Source organism: Micrococcaceae bacterium Sec5.7, assembly GCA_039636785.1.
GTDB lineage: Bacteria > Actinomycetota > Actinomycetes > Actinomycetales > Micrococcaceae > Arthrobacter.
This window is the reverse complement of sequence record CP144169.1, coordinates 1,335,387-1,353,551: the sequence shown is the minus strand read 5'-3', so window position 1 is coordinate 1,353,551 and position 18,165 is coordinate 1,335,387. Positions and strand designations below refer to the sequence as shown.

The following is an 18,165-nucleotide window of genomic DNA, read 5'->3' as shown; positions in this document are numbered from 1 at the left end:
GTGATGGACTTCTGGCAGCGCTACCGTGCGATCGACGCACGCGACACCCGTTTCGACGGGCAGTTCTACACGGCGGTGCGCACCACCGGTATCTATTGCCGGCCCTCGTGCCCCGCCAGGACTCCGAAAGCCGAAAATGTCACGTTCTACGAAACCTCCGCTGCCGCCCACGACGCCGGTTACCGGGCCTGCAAGCGCTGCCTCCCGGAAGCCGTTCCCGGAACGCCTGCCTGGAACATCCGCTCGGACATCGCCGGGCGCGCCATGCGTCTGATCAATGACGGCGTCATCAACCGCGACGGCGTGGAAGGTCTCGCCGCACGCCTGGGCTATTCCTCCCGCCAGCTCAACCGCATCCTCAGCAACGAACTTGGCGCCGGTCCGCTGTCCCTGGCGCGCGCCAGCCGGGCACAGACCGCCCGCACCCTGCTCGTATCCACACCCATGAAATTGGCCGACATCGCTTTCGCCGCAGGATTCAGCAGCGTCAGGCAGTTCAACGAGACCGTAGGCGAAGTCTTCGAGATGACGCCCACCGCACTGCGTGGAACCGCGCGGCATCAGCGGGCGCCGGCAGCGACCACTGCACTGACGCTCAACCTCCCCTACCGCGAGCCGTTCGATCCCGGCATTTTTGACTTCCTGGCCGTCCGGGCCGTCCACGGAATAGAGACCGGGACATCAACCTCCTACGCCCGCTCGCTGCGGCTCCCCCACGGCGATGCCCGCTTCAGCGTTGATTTTGCCGCCGGCGCGCCGGGCCGGCCGCTGGTGCTCACCATCAGCGCGGTGGACCTGCGGGATCTCCCCGTGCTGTTGAGCAGGATCCGCCGGCTTTTTGATCTCGACGCCGATCCCGTGGCGATTGATGGCGCGCTGGGTTCGGATCCGAGGCTGTTGGCCGTGGTTGCGGGAAGTCCCGGAATCAGGATGCCGGGCGCCGTGGATCCCCAGGAACTGCTGATCAGGGCAATGATCGGGCAGCAGATCACTGTGGCAGCGGCACGAACCGCCTTGACCCAGTTGTCAGCGGCCGGCAGCGACAGCCTCGTTCCGGAAGACGGGCTGCACCGGATGTTTCCCACCGCAGCCCAGATCGCCGACACCGGCTTTGAACTGCTTCGCGGCCCGCAACGCCGGATCGATTCCATCCGGGCGGCCGCTGCTGCCATGGCATCGGGGGAGCTCGACTTCGGCTACGGCGATGATCTGCCCGGCCTGGAGGCCAAGCTTCTGCCGCTGGCCGGGGTTGGTCCGTGGACCGTGGGCTACGTGGCCATGCGTGTGATCGGCGCCCCGGACGTCTTCCTGGCAAATGACGCCGCCGTGCGGAACGGGATCCGCTCCCTGGCTGAGCGCCAGATGACCGGTGTACGGATATCCCCGCTCAATCTCGATTTCCGCGAGGTCAGCCCCTGGCGGTCCTACGCGACCATGCACTTGTGGCGCGCAGCTGCAGCCCCGAAGACCAACAACCTAACGAAGGCGATGACATGAAAGCCCAGCTGTTGACCATGACCACCCCGGACGGACCATTCACCATCATTGCGCATGAAGGCGCCGTGCTGGCGTCCGGCTGGACAGCCGAGGCCGCCGAGCTGACGGGCCAGATCCATCCGGAGCTGATGCCCGAGGACTTTGACGCTGTCCAGGACCTCGGCGCCATTTCCGAGGCCGTGGATGCTTTCTACTCGGGCGACCCCGTACCGGCCATGAACGTGCGGGTACTGCAGAAATCGGGCCCCTTCCGCAGCCATGCCTGGGACGTGCTGCGGACCGTCAGCCCGGGAACGCCGGTAACCTACACCGAATACGCCCAGCTGTCCGGAAATCCGAAAGCGGTCCGGGCCGCGGCCAGCGCCTGTGCACTCAACGCTGCGGCCCTGTTTGTGCCGTGCCACCGGGTGGTAAGGACCGACGGCACACTCGGCGGATTCCGCTGGGGGCTGCGCGTCAAGGAGAGCCTGCTGGCGCGCGAAAAGGAGAATACGGCCCGCCCCTGAGTGAGTGCTGCTGACGTGAAGTCCGGGATCGACAGCAACCGGTTTATTTGGTGGTCGGCACCCCGGACGGCCACGGCAAAAGCTCCGGGAGGTCCACGCCGTCGGCCGCTGCAGATGCCCGGAGGCTGCCCATGGAGGGCTCCCGCCCGGCAAGCCACGCTGCAATGTCGGTGATCATGCCGTTGATGGCGGTGGAGCGGCCGCCGCTGCCGATTGCCACCGGAGGAAGTCCGAGCGGCAGGAGGACAAACTTCTGGCCGGCGGGGACACGGGCGGCCAGGAAATCAAAGAGGTGTTCACAGAACGTCCGGCTCCACGTCTCCGGGCCACGGCCGGTGCCGAGATCCGACGTGTGGATCACCAGCTCGCGCCACAGGGCCAGTCCGCCGTCGAGCACTACTCCCCCGCGGTACGCAATGGGAATCTGCCACCCGGCCCCGTTCGCCGCGTCAGGTCCGTCCAGGGCATCAAAAGCACGCAGGGCCCGTTCCAGCGCCACAGCCAGATCCGCCCGGTGTTCGTCAGCGCTGTGTCCGGCGGCCATTTCGATCGCTTGGGTGCGTCCTTCGTAACCGCCGTCGTAGAGCTCCACGGACTTGCCGCGCGCTGCGTATTCCAGCTGCCGCGCCATCGCATTGGCGATCCCGGTAATGTGCGCCAGGACGTGTCCGCGCGTCCAGCCGGGCAGTTCCGAGGGCGACGTGACGTCCGCGCCGGTGAGCTTGGCTGCAGTGGAGGCAACGACGTCGGCCGCTTTGTGCAGTTCGGCGAGAAGCATCTCAGGTGTGATTCCGGTCATGGCGCCCATCCTAGCGGACAGTTAATGAGAGTTAACGCACTGCGAGGTGACACGTCACGGCCATGATCTTTGAAATCACTGCCGCAAAGTGCCACCTCGCAGATGGTGTCAGGCCCGTTCAGCCGGCGTATGCCTGCACAGCGGAGATTTCCGCTTCGAGCGCCACAAGCTGGCGTTCGACGGCGGCCGGCGCGGTACCGCCCTGGGAGTTCCTGCTGTTGAGCGAACCCTCGGTGCTGAGAACCGTGCGGACCTCCGGGGTCAGGTGCTCCGAAATGGCTGCGTATTCGGCATCCGTCAGATCCCAGAGTTCGACGCCGCGGCTTTCGGCCTGCTTCACGGCGGCGCCTGAGAGTTCATGCGCTTCCCGGAACGGAACTCCCTGGCGGACCAGCCACTCGGCAATGTCCGTTGCGAGCGCGAAGCCCTGCGGGGCCAGCGATTCCATCCGCTCAGTGTTGAACTTCAGGGTGGCGATCATGCCGGAAACCGCAGGGAGCAGGAGCTCCAGCGTGTCCGCAGCGTCAAAGACCGGTTCCTTGTCCTCCTGCAGATCGCGGTTGTACGCGAGCGGCAGGCCTTTCAGGGTTGCGAGCAGCCCGGTCAGGTTGCCGATCAACCGTCCGGCTTTTCCCCGTGCCAGTTCGGCCACGTCCGGATTCTTCTTCTGCGGCATGATGGAAGATCCGGTGGAGTAGGAATCGTGCAAGGTCACAAAGGAGAACTCCTTGGTGGCCCACAGGATGACTTCCTCCGAGACGCGGGACAGGTCCACCCCGATCATGGCTGTAATCCACGCGAACTCGGCGAAGACATCGCGGGAGGCGGTGCCGTCGATCGAGTTGTGCGTGGCAGAGAAGAAGCCAAGATCAGCCGCAACCGCCTCCGGATCCAGGCCCAGTGACGAACCTGCCAGGGCGCCTGAACCGTACGGCGAAACGCCTGCGCGCTTGTCCCAGTCCTGGAGCCGCTGCACATCGCGCAGCAGGGCCCAGGCATGGGCCAGCAGATGATGGCTCAGCAGCACCGGCTGGGCATGCTGCAGGTGCGTGCGGCCGGGCATCGCCACACCGTGGTGCGCCTTGGCCTGCTCCACCAGGGAAGCGATGGTGGCCAGCACACCGCGGGCAATGATCCGGGCATGGTCGCGCAGGAACATACGTCCCAGTGTGGCCACCTGGTCATTGCGCGAACGCCCGGCCCGGAGCTTGCCGCCGAGCTGCGTTCCAGCCCGCTCGATCAGACCGCGCTCCAGCGAGCCGTGCACGTCCTCGTCCGATTCCGAGGGGATGTACGCGCCGGAGGCTACGTCATCGTCCAGCCGTGTGAGCGCCGAGAGCATGCCTTCGAGCTCGCCGTCTTCCAATAGGCCGGCCTTGTGCAGCACGCGGGCGTGCGCCATGGAACCGGCAATGTCGTAGCGGGCCAGCCGCCAGTCAAAGTGCGTGGACTTGCTGAGCGCGGCAAGGGCATCTGCGGGGGCGCCGGCGAAGCGCCCGCCCCACAGGGCGCCTTCGTTGGTGTGCCCGGTCTTCGGGGTCTCGCTCCCCACCGGATTCTGCTCGGCCACCGGGGCTACTTTCCTGAGGCGCGGAGATCGCGGCCGGAGGCAACCTTGGCGGACATGCCCCACAGCTCGATGAAGCCCTTGGCCTGTGACTGGTCGAAGGTGTCGCCGGTGTCGTAGGTGGCGAGGTCGAAGTCATAGAGGGACGTCTCGGAGCGGCGGCCGTTCACGATCGCCTGCCCGCCGTGTAGAACCATGCGGATGTCACCGGAGACGTAGCGCTGGGTGTCGTCGATGAAGGCATCCAGGGAACGCTTGAGCGGCGAGAACCACTGGCCGTCGTAGACCAGCTCTGCCCAGCGCTGGCCAACCGTGGCCTTGAAGCGGGCCTGCTCGCGCTCGATGGTGATGTCCTCAAGGTGCTTGTGGGCGGTGATGAGGGCCATGGCGCCCGGCGCCTCGTAGATTTCGCGGGACTTGATGCCAACGAGGCGGTCCTCGACAACGTCGATCCGGCCAACACCCTGGGCCCCCGCGCGGCGGTTCAGTTCCTTGATGGCCTGGAGCGGGGTGACCTTCACTCCGTCGATCGCTACCGGCACACCGGCTTCGAAGCTGATGGTGACCTCATCCGGTGCCGGCGGGAATTCCGGGGTGGCGGTGTAGTCGTAGATGTCCTTGGTGGGCGCGTTCCAGATGTCCTCGAGGTAGCCGGTCTCAACCGCGCGTCCCCAGACGTTCTGGTCGATCGAGTACGGGTTCTTCTTGGTGGTTTCGATCGGCAGTCCCTTCTCCTCGGCGAAGGCGATTGCCTTGTCGCGGGTCAGGGCGAGGTCGCGGACCGGCGCGATGCACTTCAGGTCCGGGCCCAGTGTCTGGATGCCCACCTCGAAGCGGACCTGGTCGTTGCCTTTGCCGGTGCAGCCGTGGGCCACCGTGGTGGCGCCGAATTCGCGAGCCGCCTTGACCAGGTGCTTGACGATCACCGGACGCGAGATGGCGGACACCAGCGGGTAGTGGCCCTGGTAGAGGGCGTTAGCCTTAAGCGTGGGCATGCAGTATTCGTTGGCGAACTCATCGCTGGCATCAGCCACATAAGCCTCTACGGCGCCGCAGCTCAGGGCACGCTGACGGATCGTCTCCAGCGATTCGCCGCCCTGTCCGACGTCGACGGCCACGGCGATGACCTCGGCACCGGTGGCTTCACCGATCCAGCCGATGGCTACGGAAGTATCCAGGCCACCGGAGTAGGCCAGAACAATACGCTCAGTCACGGAAATGCTCCTTATTGTTTGTTGGTTCTTGATTGTTTGGTGAAAGCCTGACACATCGTCGTGCGGGCTGGTCTGTGGATGTTGCTGGCTGGTTCGGTTACGGGCCGGTGCCGGCTTCTTCCGCGAGCTGGAGGAAGCGGGCGGCAAGGGCGGCGCCGCCGAGCGGATCGCGGGTGACCAGCAGTACTGTGTCGTCCCCGGCGATGGTGCCAAGGATTGAGGGCATCACGGAGTGGTCAATCGCCAGTGCCAGGAAGTTGGCCGCTCCGGGCGGGGTCCTGAGCACTGCGATGTTGGCCGAGGCCTCCGCCGTGACCAGGAGTTCCCCGCACAGCCGGGAAAGCCGCGCATCGAGGATTTCCTGCGTGACACCGCTTTTGGCCGCACGCTCACCACCCTCGCCCGGCACCGCGTAGACCAGGACCCCTTCTTTTCCGCGGACCCGGACTGCACCCAGCTCCACGAGGTCGCGGGACAAAGTGGCCTGGGTGACCTGGACGCCGTCGTCGGCCAGCAGGGCTGCAAGCTCTGCCTGGGAGCGCACCGACTCACCCGTCAGGATGGCGGTGATCCGCGCCTGGCGAGCTGTTTTGGTGGCCGGGCTCGCGCCCGGCGACGCTGGCTGGACGGACATTCAGGCGCGTCCCTCAACGGGCGAGAGTCCTTCAACCGGCGACAGTCCCTCAACCACGGCAAGGCCAGACCGGTGCATGAGCCACGCCATAAGGGCCTTCTGGGCGTGAAGCCGGTTTTCGGCCTCGTCCCAGACGATCGACTGCGGGCCGTCAATGACACCGGCCGAAATCTCGTAGCCCCGGTATGCCGGAAGGCAGTGAAGAACGACGGCGTCTTCCGCAGCTTGTGCCATGGCGGCCTCATCCACGGAGTACTCACGGAAAAGCTCCAGCCGGGCCTCCTTTTCGGCTTCCTGGCCCATGGACACCCAGGTGTCGGTGGCCACGACGTCGGCGCCCTTGAGCGCTTCGGCCGCGTCTGTCGTGATGAGTACGGAGCCGCCGGTTTCAGCAGCTCGTTCCTGCGCGGCGGCCACAATGTCTGCTGCGGGAAGGTAGCCTTCGGGACCGGCGATCCGGACATGCATTCCGGCGGTGACCCCGGCAAGCAGGTAGGAGTTGGCCATATTGTTGGCCGCGTCGCCGAGGTAGCTCATGGTGAGGCCTTTGAGCTCACCCTTGTGTTCCTTGACAGCGAGCAGGTCTGCCAGAAGCTGGCAGGGGTGGTAGTCGTCGCAGAGCGCGTTGATGACCGGCACCCTGGAGTTTTCCGCCATGGCCACCAGACCGGCGTGCGCCGAAGTCCGCCACACGATGGTGGAGACCATCCGCTCGAGCACCCTGGCGGTGTCCTCCACTGATTCCTTGTGGCCGATCTGTGCCTCACCGGGGTTGATGATCAGGGCGTTGCCGCCCATGTCCGCCACACCCGTAGCGAAGGACACCCGGGTGCGCGTGGACGTTTTGTCGAAGATCACGGCTACGGTCTTACGGCCGTTTCCTTCGCCGGCGAACGGCTGGACGCTGTAGGGCGCGGCCTTCATCCGGGCTGCCAGGTCAAGGACCTCGGCCTGCTCGGCCGGGCTGAGGTCGGTGTCCTTGAGGAAGTGACGGGTTCGGGTTGAGGAGGTCACTGCGCGTCCCTTGCGGTCTGGAGGATGGCCGGCAGGGCGGCCATGAAACGGTCCGCCTGTTCAACCGTGAGAATGAGCGGAGGTGCCAGCCGGATGGTGCGCGGGCCCGGGCTGTTGATGATAAAGCCTGCGTCCAGCGCGGCGGTAACGGCTGCAGGTGCCACGTCAGCATCGAGGTCGAAGCCGATCAGCAGGCCCTCGCCACGGATCTCTGTGACACCGTCGACGCCGGCCAGGGCCGAACGCAGGTACTCACCCACGAGTTCAACATTCTGCAGTACGCCCTGGCTCTCGATGGCGTGGAGCGTCGCCAGCGCGGCAGCTGTGGCTACCGGGTTTCCGCCAAAGGTGGTGCCATGCTGGCCTGCGGAGAGCAGCGACGACGGCCACCCGCCAAAGGTAATCAGGGCACCCACCGGGAACCCGCCTCCCAGCCCCTTGGCCAGGGTGACTGCGTCCGGGACGATGCCGGCGTCCTCACTGGCCAGCCACTTTCCGGTGCGGCCGATGCCGGTCTGGACTTCGTCCAGGATCAGCAGTGCGCCGGCCCTGGACGTGGCGTCGCGGGCCGCAGCCAGATACCCGGCCGGCAGCGGCCGGACGCCTGCTTCGCCCTGGATGGGTTCCAGGAAAACGGCGGCCACGGTTTCATCAACAGCGCCGCGGAGTGCTTCGACGTCGCCGAACGGGATGTGGACAACACCTCCTGGCAGCGGCGCAAAGGGTGCGCGGTAGGCCTCCTTGGCCGTCAGCGCCAGCGCTCCCATGGTGCGCCCGTGGAAGGCACCCTCCAGTGCGATGATTTTGGTCCGCGGGGCATTGCCCGGGGCCGCTGAATTCCGCCGGGCCAGCTTGAAGGCCGCCTCGTTGGCTTCGGTGCCCGAATTGGTGAAAAACACCTTGGAACCGGCCGGCGCTTTTGTGAGGGACAGGAGTTTCTCGGCGAGGGCAATCTGGGTGGGACTCGTGAAGAAATTGGAGACGTGCCCCAACGTGGCCAGCTGGCTGGAAATCACTGAGGTCACAAACGGGTGGGCGTGCCCCAGCGCGTTGACGGCAATGCCGCCGAGCAGATCCAGGTATTCCTTGCCGTCGGCGTCCCATACGAGGCAGCCGGCGCCGCGCACCAGCACCCGCTGCGGTGTGCCGAAGACCCCCATCAATGAAGACGCATAGCGGGCAAGCCAGTCCGCCCCGGTACCGTGGCCCTGGGCCTCGACCAGTGCGGTCACAGGGGACTTCTCTATCGGGCTCATGCGTTTACTTCCTCGTCTGGTACCACTTGCGTGCCGATGCCCGCCGTCGTAAATGTTTCAAGCAGCATGGAGTGCGGCAGGCGGCCGTCCACGATGTGGGCGCGTTCCACCCCGCCGTCCACGGCCTTGAGGCACGCCTGCATTTTGGGGATCATTCCGGACTCGAGCGAGGGCAGCAGTTCCCGCAGTTCAGACGCTGTGAGCGACGAGATCAGCGATGACGGGTCGGGCCAGTTGGCGTAGAGGCCTTCGACGTCGGTGAGAATGACCAGTTTGGATGCTCCCAGGGCTTCCGCCAGGGCAGCCGCTGCAGTGTCCGCATTGACGTTAAGCACCTGCCCGGTGGTCCGGCCTGCGTTCTGGCCGGCGGCCTTGCCGTCGTCGGCAATCTCGGGGGCCACCGTTGAGATCACCGGGATGCGCCCGGCATCGAGGATGTCCACAATGCCCTCCGGGTTAACGCCCACCACTTCACCCACCAGGCCCAGATCCACTTCCTCGCCGTCAATAACCGTGCCGGTGCGTACGGCGCGCAGCAGGCCGCCGTCTTCACCGGACATACCCACGGCGTATGGTCCGTGCGAGTTGATCAGGCCCACAAGTTCACGCCCCACCTGGCCGGTGAGGACCATACGCACCACGTCCATGGCTTCGGGGGTGGTGACGCGGAGTCCGCCCTTGAACTCGGATTCGATGCCCAGCCGGCTGAGCATCGAATTGATCTGCGGACCGCCGCCGTGCACCACCACGGGGTGGATTCCCACGTGGTGGAGGAACACCACATCCTCGGCAAACGCACGCCGGAGGTCGTCATTGACCATCGCGTTTCCCCCGTACTTGATCACCATGATGGTGCCGGCAAAGCGCTGGATCCACGGCAGAGCCTCGATCAGGGTGCCGGCTTTGCTCTGCGCATCAAGCATGGAGGTGTTCTCGCGTGTCTGGGCATTCATGGAGGCTGTTCCTTTGGGGAGGTGGCTGCGGGGATCAGCTCGAGTAGGCGCTGTTTTCGTGGACGTAATCGTGGGTAAGGTCATTGGTCCAGATGGTGGCCTCCGACTCCCCTGCCTGGAGGTCGATCTCCACCAGTACTTCGCGGGGTTCAAGGTCCACCAGATTCCGGTCCTGGCCGATGCTGCCGTTCTGGCAGATCTGGATGCCGTTCATTGAAACGTTCAGCGCGTCCGGATCAAAAGCGGCGTCCGTGGTGCCTACCGCCGACAGCACACGGCCCCAGTTGGGGTCCTTCCCGAAAATGGCGGCTTTGAAGAGGTTTGAGCGTGCAACGGCGCGGCTGACGATCTCCGCGTCCTGTTCACTGGCGGCATTAAAAGTCCGGATGGCGATGTCGTGGCTGGACCCCTCGGCGTCGCCGATGAGTTTGCGGGCCAGCTCGGCGCAGACCTCGGTCAGTCCCGCACCGAACACCTCGGCCGAGGGAAAGGCCCCCGAGGCGCCGGATGCCAGCAGAACCACGGTGTCGTTGGTGGACATGCAGCCATCCGAGTCCGCCCGGTCAAAGGTGACGCGGGCGGCGTCCCGGAGGACGACGTCGAGCAGTTCCGCCTCGACGCCGGCGTCCGTGGTGAGGACCACCAGCATGGTGGCGAGCCCGGGTGCCAGCATGCCGGCACCCTTGGCGATGCCGCCGATGGTGAATGCCCGGCCGTCAGCGTCCTGGCCGGTGAATACCGCCTGCTTGGGCACGGAGTCGGTGGTCATGATCGCATGCGCTGCATCCGCGCCGCCGTCTTCACTGAGGGCAGCGGACGCGGCGTCTATGCCGGGAACAATCCTGTCCATGGGAAGCTGCTCGCCGATCAGGCCGGTGGAGCAGACAAACACATCGGCGGCCGAAATGCCGAGCACTTCGGCCACCTTCTCCGCGGTGGTGTGGGTGTTCTGGAATCCCTGCGGACCGGTGCAGGCATTCGCACCGCCGGAGTTCAGCACCACAGCGTCAACGCGGCCATCCGAAACAACCTGGCGGGACCAGTGCACCGGCGCGGCGGCAACACGGTTGGAGGTAAAGACGGCGGCAGCGGCCTTGGACGGACCGTCGTTGACTACCAGCGCGAGGTCCGGATTTCCAGAGGTTTTGAGGCCGGCCCTCACACCGGCGGCGCGGAATCCCTTGGGTGCGGTAATGGTCACGGGGCAACTCCCTGCAGGTTGAGGCCGGCGGTTTCCGCCAGGCCGAGCGCAATATTCATGGACTGCACGGCGCCGCCGGCCGTCCCCTTGGTGAGGTTGTCGATGGCGCACGTGACGATGACTCGGCCCGCGTGCTCGTCAAACGCCAGCTGCATCACCACATGGTTGGAGCCCTGGACCGATTTGGTGGACGGCCATTGCCCTTCCGGGAGGAGATGGACGAAAGGCTCGTCGTCGTAGGCGTCAGCCCATGCCCGGCGAAGTTCGTCCGCGGTGACACTGCGTCCTGCCTGCGGCCGCGCCTTGGCAGTGGCCGTCGTGAGGATGCCGCGGCTCATCGGTGCAAGGGTGGGTGTGAAGGAGACCGTGACGGGCTCGCCCGCGGCGTTGGACAGGCCCTGTTCGATCTCCGGCGTGTGGCGGTGGCCGCCGCCCACGCCGTAGGGGCTCATGGAACCCATGACTTCGGAGCCGATCAGGTTGACCTTTGCTGCCTTGCCGGCACCTGAGGTACCGGAGGCAGACACAATAACGACGTCGTCAGTCAGGAGCAGATTCTTGGCGAACCCCGGTGTCAAAGCCAGCAGGGCCGACGTCGGGTAGCAGCCCGGCACCGCGATCCGGGTTGCGCCTCTCAGCACTTCCCGCTGGCCCGGGAGCTCCGGAAGCCCGTAGGGCCATGTCCCGGCATGCGCCGAACCGTAAAACTTCTCCCAGGCGGCGGGATCCTGCAGCCGGTGATCCGCACCGGCGTCGATCACCAGGGTACCTTCGGGAAGCCCGGCGGCAATTTCGGCGGAGGCTCCGTGCGGCAGAGCAAGAAACACCACGTCGTGACCGGCGAGGTTCTCCACCGTGGTGTCTTCGAGGATTCTGCTGGCGAGGCCGTGCAGATGCGGCTGCAGCTCCCCCAGCCGGGATCCGGCGTTGCTGTGGGCCGTGACGGCACCGATCGTTACGTCCGGGTGGCCGGCCAGCAGGCGCAGCACTTCTCCGCCGGCGTAGCCGCTGGCGCCGGAAACAGCAACAGAAATAGTCATGATCAGAACTATACAGCAATAATATTCATTGATGCCGATATTTATGCATGCGTTTTTTGGGTCCGCGCGCCCGGACCCAACCGGCCCTGGCGTATGCTGGATAGAGGGTGAACCACACCGCGCAGTCCGAACGTCGGCTGAAGCGTTGCCCGTAAGCAGTGACGAGGCAAACAGCTATGGCCCCCACTTCCACCTCTGAGCGCCCGAAGACGCGCGTCCGGCAGCCAAATGCCGTGGTCCTCAGTTATTCCGAACTTCTCAAGACGGTCCGCGCGGCGGGTCTGCTGGAACGCCGGCGTCGTTTTTACATCAGCGTCTTTTCGTGCCTCGTTGTCCTGATGACGGCCACCTGGTTCGGTTTCGCCCTGATTGGCGAGAGCTGGTTCCAGCTGCTGATCGCGGCCGCCCTGGGCATTCTTTGTACCCAGCTGTGCTTCCTGGCCCACGAGGCCGGACACCGCCAGATCTTTGCTTCCCGTCGCGCCAATGACTGGTCGGCGCGGATACTCGCCACCTCGGTAGCGGGAATCAGCTACTCGTGGTGGGAGCAGAAGCACGGGGCGCACCACAATCACCCGAACGTCATTTCCAAGGATCCGGACATCGCAACGGGCGCCCTGGCGTTTCACACTGAAGCGGCCGCGGGCCGTCAGGGGCGCTTCTCCTTCCTCACACGCAAGCAGGGCTGGTTCTTCTTCCCGCTCCTGTTTCTCCTGGGCTTCAGCCTGCAAATGGATTCCATCAAGTTCATCGTCCGGCGCGCCAAGGTGACCCACCGCTGGGTGGAGATCCCCATCCTGGCCCTCCGCCTGACCGCATTGCCTTTCCTCGCCTTCTGGTTCCTCCCGCTCGGTATGGCATTCGCCTTCATCGGCGTCCAGCTCGCCGTCTTCGGTTTCTACATGGGCGCTTCCTTCGCGCCGAACCACAAGGGCATGCCGGTACTCCCAGCCGATAGCCGGGTGGATTTCTTCAGCCGCCAGGTGCTGACGTCGCGGAACATCTCCGGTGGCCGTTTTATGGACATCCTCCTCGGCGGACTCAACCGTCAGGCGGAGCACCACCTCTTCCCCGACATGGCCCGCCCGCAGCTCCACCGTGCGGCAGCGATTGTCCGCCAATACTGCGACAAGCACGGTATTCCCTACACGGAAACCACACTGCTGCAGTCGTACGGCATCATTGTCCGTTACCTGAACGAGGTAGGTCTCGCCGCCGGGCGACGCTTTGAGTGCCCCATGGCTGCCGTTTCGGGCCGCTACTAGGACCCAGGCTTCTGCCTCAAAGTTGCACAACGCGTTTGTTACTCCGGAGTCAGGAACTTCGCCGCCAGCTCGACCATCCATAGGATGGTTTGAGGATCCGGTCGTTGGAAGTTCCTGCCCGGAGGAGGAGATCCCATGATGCACGCAATCGTCGCCCGGCAACAGGGCGGCCCCGAAGTCCTGGAGATTGCCGAGGTTGACCGTCCGGTCCCCGGCCCCGGCCAGCTGCTGGTCAAGGTGGCCGCCGCCGGCGTCAACTTCATTGATACCTATCAGCGCAGCGGCATATACAACGTTCCGTTCCCGTTCACGCCCGGCTCCGAAGCAGCCGGCACCGTTGAGGAACTGGGCAACGGCGTCGACGGGATTTCCGTGGGCAGCCGCGTCGCCACCGCTGAGGGGTCCCGCTGCTACGCGGGATATGCGCTGCTGGACGCCGAGAAGGCGCTGCCCGTACCTGACGGCGTCGACGACTTCACCGCCGCGGCCATCCCGTTGCAGGGAATAACGGCCCACTACCTCATCAATTCCTCCTTCCGGGTGGAACCCGGACACACCGTGCTGACGCACGCAGGTGCCGGCGGCGTTGGACTCCTGCTGATCCAGCTGCTCAAGTCCCGCGGCGCCCGCGTCATCACCACGGTCTCCTCGGATGAGAAGGAAGCACTGGCCCGGGAGGCCGGAGCCGACGACGTGCTGCGGTACGAAGGATTCGCGCAATCGGTCCGGGAGCTCACCCGCGGCACCGGTGTGGACGTGGTGTACGACGGCGTGGGGAAAGACACCTTCGACGGCTCGCTTTCCAGCCTCCGCACCCGCGGGACACTGGTCCTTTTCGGAGCAGCATCCGGACCCGTCCCGCCGTTCGATCCGCAGCGGCTTAACTCAGGCGGGTCGCTGAGCATCACCAGGCCGACAATGCGCCACTTCCTGCTCAACGCGCAGGAACGCCGCTGGCGGTCCGCTGAAATCTTCGGTGCGGCAGCTGACGGGAGCCTGAAAGTCCGGATCGGAGCCAGCTATCCGCTGGGGGAGGCCGCGCAGGCTCACAGGGACTTGGAACAACGGCTCACCACCGGAAAAGTACTGCTGGTTCCTTAAGTGGTAACGCCAGCCCAACTCCGGACAAACACGGGGCGAACTGCGTCACCTTCCGTTCACCTTGCTTAGAGAGACTTCGTCTGTGACTGAGCCGCAACATCAAACCAACAGCGCGCCACCTGCTCTGTCTGCCGGCAACCCGGTCGGTAGCCCGGACCCTGCGTTAGGCGCCCTGCCGGATGTTGCCGCAGTCCGTACCGTGTTTCCAGCCCAACTGCCGGGGGCCGTTGCCGCACCTCCGGAGCGGACCCTTGTGGATATCCTGCAGGACACGGCAGCCGGTTTTCCCGATGCGTCTGCCCTGGACGATGGCCGCCAGTCCCTGAGCTATGCACAACTGATGACCGCAGTGCGTGCTGCTGCCCGCGATCTCCACCTTGCCGGCCTTGGCGCCGGCGACAAGATCGGTGTGCGCATCCCCTCGGGCACCAATGAGCTCTACGTCGCGATCCTGGCCATTCTGCTGATCGGAGCCGCCTATGTTCCGGTGGACGCGGACGATCCCGACGAACGGGCCAAGCTGGTTTTCGGCGAGGCCAGGGTGGCTGCCATCCTGCGGGCAAACGGGGTAGTTGTCACGGGCAGCAAGCGGCCCAGACCCTTCGCTGCGCCGCGGACGGCTCAGCCGGACGATGATTCCTGGGTGATTTTCACGTCCGGGTCCACGGGAACCCCCAAGGGGGTGGCCGTACAGCACCGTTCGTCCGCCGCGTTCGTGGACGCCGAGGCCAGGATCTTCCTGCAGGACGAGCCAATCGGACCGCAGGACCGCGTGCTCGCAGGGTTGTCGGTGGCATTCGATGCCTCCTGTGAAGAGATGTGGCTTGCCTGGCGGCATGGCGCCTGCTTGGTCCCAGCTCCCCGTGCCTTGGTACGGACGGGCATGGACCTTGGCCCTTGGCTCATCAGTCATGGCATCACCGTGGTGTCCACCGTGCCCACTCTTGCCGCACTCTGGCCTGCCGAGGCGCTTGAGAATGTCCGTCTCCTCATCTTCGGGGGCGAGGCGTGCCCGCCTGAATTGGCCGAACGTCTTGCCGTCGACGGCCGCGAAGTCTGGAACACCTATGGGCCCACCGAGGCCACGGTGGTGGCTTGTGCAGCACCGCTGGGTGGACCCGGACCCGTCCGGATCGGCCTTCCACTGGACGGTTGGGATCTTGCCGTGGTCGGCCCCGACGGATTACCGGTGGGAGAAGGGGAACTCGGCGAGCTCATCATCGGCGGTGTGGGCTTGGCGCGTTACCTGGACCCGCAGAAAGACGCCGAAAAATATGCACCCATGCCGTCGCTTGGCTGGGACCGTGCCTACCGTTCCGGCGACCTGGTCCGCTATGAAGCCGCCGGACTCGTTTTTATGGGCCGTGCCGACGAACAGGTTAAACTGGGCGGACGCAGAATCGAACTCGGCGAAATCGACGCCGCTCTGCAGTCCCTGCCGGACGTCGCCGGTGCGGCGGCAGCGGTACGTACGACGGCGGCCGGGAACCAGATCCTGGTGGGGTACCTGGCGCCCGCAGGAGATATTGAGATCAATCTGGCCGCCGCGCGGGAACTGCTGGGGGTAAGCCTGCCGGCACCACTTATTCCCCTGCTGACCATTGTTGATGCCTTGCCCACCAAAACCAGCGGCAAAGTGGACCGGCATGCACTGCCGTGGCCCCTGGCAGGCTCCGGAGCCGCCGATGCCGACTCCGCACCGCTGAATTTGCCGGACGATGCACGCTGGATCGTGGAGCAATGGAGCGCGGTACTGGGCAGCAACGCGCCCAACCTGGACGCCGATTTCTTCGCCCACGGCGGCGGTTCGCTCGCTGCGGCACAGCTCGTCTCGGCGCTGCGTGTCCGCTACGCCACCATCACGGTCGCGGACATCTACGCCACGCCACGCATCGGTGCCCTGATTGATACCGCGCGCCAGTCCCTGCCTGATGGCGTGGCCACGGGTCCGGCCCCCGTACGGTCCGTCCGGCCCACGGCACTCAAGTCCCAGGTCTTCCAGACCCTCATGGGCATTCCGCTGCACATCCTGGTGGGAATGCGCTGGCTCACCTACCTGATGACCGCAAATAACCTGTTGTTCTTTTTGGCCGGCTTCGGGGCAGCTCCCACAGTGTCCTGGTGGTGGGTCGCCGCCTCGTGGCTTGTTTTTGTCAGCCCCCTGGGCCGCATGGGTATTTCAATCGCGGCGGCACGCACGCTGCTGCGGAATGTGGGTCCGGGGACGTATCCGCGCTCCGGCAAGATCCATCTGCGTCTCTGGCTGGCCGAGCAGATCCAGGATCTATCCGGCGCGATCAGTCTCGCCAGCGCTCCATGGGTGCCCTACTACGCGAGGGCGCTCGGCGCCAAAATCGGCAGCAACGTCCATCTGCATTCGCTGCCCCCGGTGACGGGATTACTGTCCTTGGGCAGCGGCAGCAACATTGAGCCCGAAGTTGACCTGTCCGGCTGGTGGATCGATGGCGACTTCGTTCACATCGGTGCGGTCCACGTGGGCGCCGGCGCCACGGTGGGCACACGGAGCATATTGATGCCCGGTGCCAGCATCGGGGCAGGCGGACAGGTGGAACCCGGTTCGGCAGTACTCGGCAAGGTCAAGGCCGGCCAATGGGTTGCCGGCTCGCCTGCCGAACGCCGCGGCAAGGCCAAACATGACTGGCCGGAAACACCCGCCAGCAGTACGCTGGTGGGCCGGCTCTGGTTCGTGGCCTTCGCTGCGGCCTCGTCAGTGCTGGCCTTGATCCCCTATGTGTCTGCAGCTGCCGCCGCACTGGTGGTCTTCCTCTTGATCCGGGGACACGAATCCCTGTCCGCGGCGCTCCCGCAGCTGATCGTGTCCATGCCTGTGGCTGCGCTGGCCTGGTTCCTGATCAATCTGCTGCTGATCCTGGGCACGACGCGTCTGCTGGGCGTAGGCCTCAAGGAAGGCTACTACCGCGTGCGGAGCCGGATCGGCTGGCAGGTGTGGGCCACGGAACGGGTCCTTGATCTGGCCCGCGATCTGCTCTTTCCCATCTACGCGAGCCTGTTTACTCCGGTGTGGCTCCGGCTGCTCGGCGCCAAAATCGGCAGGAACGTTGAGGCGTCCACAGTGCTGCTGGTTCCCAAGATGACCACCGTGGGCGAGGGTGCGTTCCTGGCCGACGACACAATGGTGGCCTCCTATGAACTCGGCGGCGGCTGGATAAAGATTGCCCCCGCCAAGATCGGCAAACGTTCTTTCCTGGGAAACTCCGGGATGATCGCGGCCGGAAGGAACGTACCGAAGAATTCACTCGTAGCGGTGCTGTCCGCCACGCCTGCCAAAGCCAAATCGGGGACGTCGTGGCTCGGCAGCCCGCCGGTGAGGCTCCGCCGCACTGCTGTTGCATCGGACAACACGCTGACGTTCCAGCCGCCGCGGAAGCTGAAGATTGCCAGGGCTCTTTGGGAGCTGTGCCGTTTTGTTCCAGTAGTACTTACAGTGACTCTCGCGGCCGGCGTAATGCTGGCCTACGATTGGTTGGCCACAGCCTTCAGCTACGGCGCAGCTGCTGTTCTGGGCGGACTCGTGGTTCTGCTGGCAGGCGGCCTGGCAGCCGCAAGCGCCGTGGCAGCCAAATGGCTGCTGGTGGGTCGGATCAAGGCCGGCGAGCATCCGCTGTGGAGCTCTTTCATCTGGCGGAACGAAGTGGTGGACACCTTCATCGAGATGGTCAGCGCCCCCTGGTTCGCGCGCTCCGCCACCGGCACCCCTGCCCTCGTGTGGTGGCTCCGTGCCCTCGGCGCCAGGATCGGCCGCGGTACCTGGTGCGAAAGCTATTGGCTGCCCGAGGCGGACCTTGTGACCCTCGGCGAAAGCTCCACAGTGAACCGAGGCTGCGTGATCCAGACGCACCTGTTCCACGACCGGATCATGAGCCTGGACACTGTTACGCTCGAGGACGGAGCCACCATGGGTCCTCACGGCGTTATCCTTCCGAGGGCCACCATCGGCAACGGCGGTACTGTTGGACCGGCGTCGCTGGTCATGCGGGGGGAAACCGTACCTGCCGCAACGTACTGGATGGGCAATCCTGTCAGCCCGTGGACGGGACCGGCGGTTCCCGCTCCACGGCTCAAGTAGCCTCCATTCC

At 65.4% G+C, this 18,165-nt stretch carries 14 protein-coding genes; 5 read left to right on the top strand and 9 right to left on the bottom strand.

Annotation, left to right across the window (positions count from 1 at the left end):
- The first annotated feature begins 3 nt into the window (after positions 1 to 3).
- On the top strand, positions 4 to 1,497 hold the full coding sequence (locus V3C33_06440) for an AlkA N-terminal domain-containing protein (GenBank protein XAS68911.1): 1,494 nt from the start codon (positions 4 to 6) through the stop codon (positions 1,495 to 1,497).
- The gene (locus tag V3C33_06435) at positions 1,494 to 2,003 is read left to right on the top strand and encodes a methylated-DNA--[protein]-cysteine S-methyltransferase (GenBank protein ID XAS68910.1); all 510 of its coding nucleotides are present in this window, start codon (positions 1,494 to 1,496) and stop codon (positions 2,001 to 2,003) included. The genes V3C33_06440 and V3C33_06435 overlap by 4 nt, the downstream gene beginning before the upstream one ends.
- Before the next feature lie 43 nt (positions 2,004 to 2,046).
- Here the strand turns inward: V3C33_06435 and V3C33_06430 are convergent, their stop codons facing one another.
- From V3C33_06430 to argC, 9 genes are all read right to left on the bottom strand, one after another.
- Entirely contained in the window at positions 2,047 to 2,802 is a 756-nt protein-coding gene (locus V3C33_06430) for a maleylpyruvate isomerase family mycothiol-dependent enzyme (GenBank protein ID XAS68909.1), read from the bottom strand.
- Between the two features lie 118 nt (positions 2,803 to 2,920).
- Positions 2,921 to 4,372, bottom strand: coding sequence for an argininosuccinate lyase (gene argH, locus V3C33_06425; protein XAS68908.1), 1,452 nt, complete (start codon positions 4,370 to 4,372; stop codon positions 2,921 to 2,923).
- Positions 4,373 to 4,377: 5 nt separating this feature from the next.
- A complete protein-coding gene (locus V3C33_06420) occupies positions 4,378 to 5,583 on the bottom strand; it encodes an argininosuccinate synthase (GenBank protein XAS68907.1) in 1,206 nt (401 codons plus the stop codon).
- A gap of 97 nt (positions 5,584 to 5,680) precedes the next feature.
- A complete protein-coding gene (locus V3C33_06415) occupies positions 5,681 to 6,217 on the bottom strand; it encodes an arginine repressor (GenBank protein ID XAS68906.1) in 537 nt (178 codons plus the stop codon).
- Positions 6,218 to 7,231 carry an ornithine carbamoyltransferase gene (gene argF / locus V3C33_06410; GenBank protein XAS68905.1) on the bottom strand — a complete coding sequence of 338 codons (1,014 nt, stop codon included), beginning with the start codon at positions 7,229 to 7,231 and terminating at the stop codon, positions 6,218 to 6,220.
- Positions 7,228 to 8,487, bottom strand: a complete 1,260-nt coding sequence (locus tag V3C33_06405; GenBank protein ID XAS68904.1) for an acetylornithine transaminase — start codon at positions 8,485 to 8,487, stop codon at positions 7,228 to 7,230. The genes argF and V3C33_06405 overlap by 4 nt, the downstream gene beginning before the upstream one ends.
- A complete protein-coding gene (gene argB / locus V3C33_06400; protein XAS68903.1) occupies positions 8,484 to 9,440 on the bottom strand; it encodes an acetylglutamate kinase in 957 nt (318 codons plus the stop codon). Before argB ends, V3C33_06405 begins: the two co-directional genes overlap by 4 nt.
- 34 nt (positions 9,441 to 9,474) lie before the next feature.
- Positions 9,475 to 10,641 carry a bifunctional glutamate N-acetyltransferase/amino-acid acetyltransferase ArgJ gene (gene argJ / locus V3C33_06395; GenBank protein XAS68902.1) on the bottom strand — a complete coding sequence of 389 codons (1,167 nt, stop codon included), beginning with the start codon at positions 10,639 to 10,641 and terminating at the stop codon, positions 9,475 to 9,477.
- Complete coding sequence (argC, locus tag V3C33_06390) at positions 10,638 to 11,681, bottom strand: N-acetyl-gamma-glutamyl-phosphate reductase (GenBank protein XAS68901.1); 1,044 nt, start codon at positions 11,679 to 11,681, stop codon at positions 10,638 to 10,640. Before argC ends, argJ begins: the two co-directional genes overlap by 4 nt.
- A 176-nt stretch (positions 11,682 to 11,857) precedes the next feature.
- Between argC and V3C33_06385 the strand changes: the two genes are divergently transcribed.
- The 3 genes from V3C33_06385 to V3C33_06375 all read left to right on the top strand — a co-directional run bounded on the left by V3C33_06385 (position 11,858) and on the right by V3C33_06375 (position 18,155).
- Positions 11,858 to 12,946: an acyl-CoA desaturase gene (locus tag V3C33_06385; protein XAS68900.1), complete on the top strand. Its 1,089-nt coding sequence runs from the start codon at positions 11,858 to 11,860 to the stop codon at positions 12,944 to 12,946.
- Between the two features lie 135 nt (positions 12,947 to 13,081).
- Positions 13,082 to 14,047, top strand: a complete 966-nt coding sequence (locus V3C33_06380; GenBank protein XAS68899.1) for a quinone oxidoreductase — start codon at positions 13,082 to 13,084, stop codon at positions 14,045 to 14,047.
- Positions 14,048 to 14,246: 199 nt separating this feature from the next.
- Positions 14,247 to 18,155: a Pls/PosA family non-ribosomal peptide synthetase gene (locus V3C33_06375; protein ID XAS69668.1), complete on the top strand. Its 3,909-nt coding sequence runs from the start codon at positions 14,247 to 14,249 to the stop codon at positions 18,153 to 18,155.
- The last annotated feature ends 10 nt before the right edge of the window (positions 18,156 to 18,165 follow it).

Excerpts from the sequence above, each read along its gene's own strand:
- V3C33_06440 (XAS68911.1), top strand. The coding sequence starts at position 4 with ATGGACTTCTGGCAGCGCTACCGTGCGATCGACGCACGCGACACCCGT.
- V3C33_06435 (XAS68910.1), top strand. The coding sequence starts at position 1,494 with ATGAAAGCCCAGCTGTTGACCATGACCACCCCGGACGGACCATTCACC.
- V3C33_06430 (XAS68909.1), bottom strand. The coding sequence starts at position 2,802 with ATGACCGGAATCACACCTGAGATGCTTCTCGCCGAACTGCACAAAGCG.
- V3C33_06415 (XAS68906.1), bottom strand. The coding sequence starts at position 6,217 with ATGTCCGTCCAGCCAGCGTCGCCGGGCGCGAGCCCGGCCACCAAAACA.
- V3C33_06405 (XAS68904.1), bottom strand. The coding sequence starts at position 8,487 with ATGAGCCCGATAGAGAAGTCCCCTGTGACCGCACTGGTCGAGGCCCAG.
- argB (XAS68903.1), bottom strand. The coding sequence starts at position 9,440 with ATGAATGCCCAGACACGCGAGAACACCTCCATGCTTGATGCGCAGAGC.
- argC (XAS68901.1), bottom strand. The coding sequence starts at position 11,681 with ATGACTATTTCTGTTGCTGTTTCCGGCGCCAGCGGCTACGCCGGCGGA.
- V3C33_06385 (XAS68900.1), top strand. The coding sequence starts at position 11,858 with ATGGCCCCCACTTCCACCTCTGAGCGCCCGAAGACGCGCGTCCGGCAG.
- V3C33_06380 (XAS68899.1), top strand. The coding sequence starts at position 13,082 with ATGATGCACGCAATCGTCGCCCGGCAACAGGGCGGCCCCGAAGTCCTG.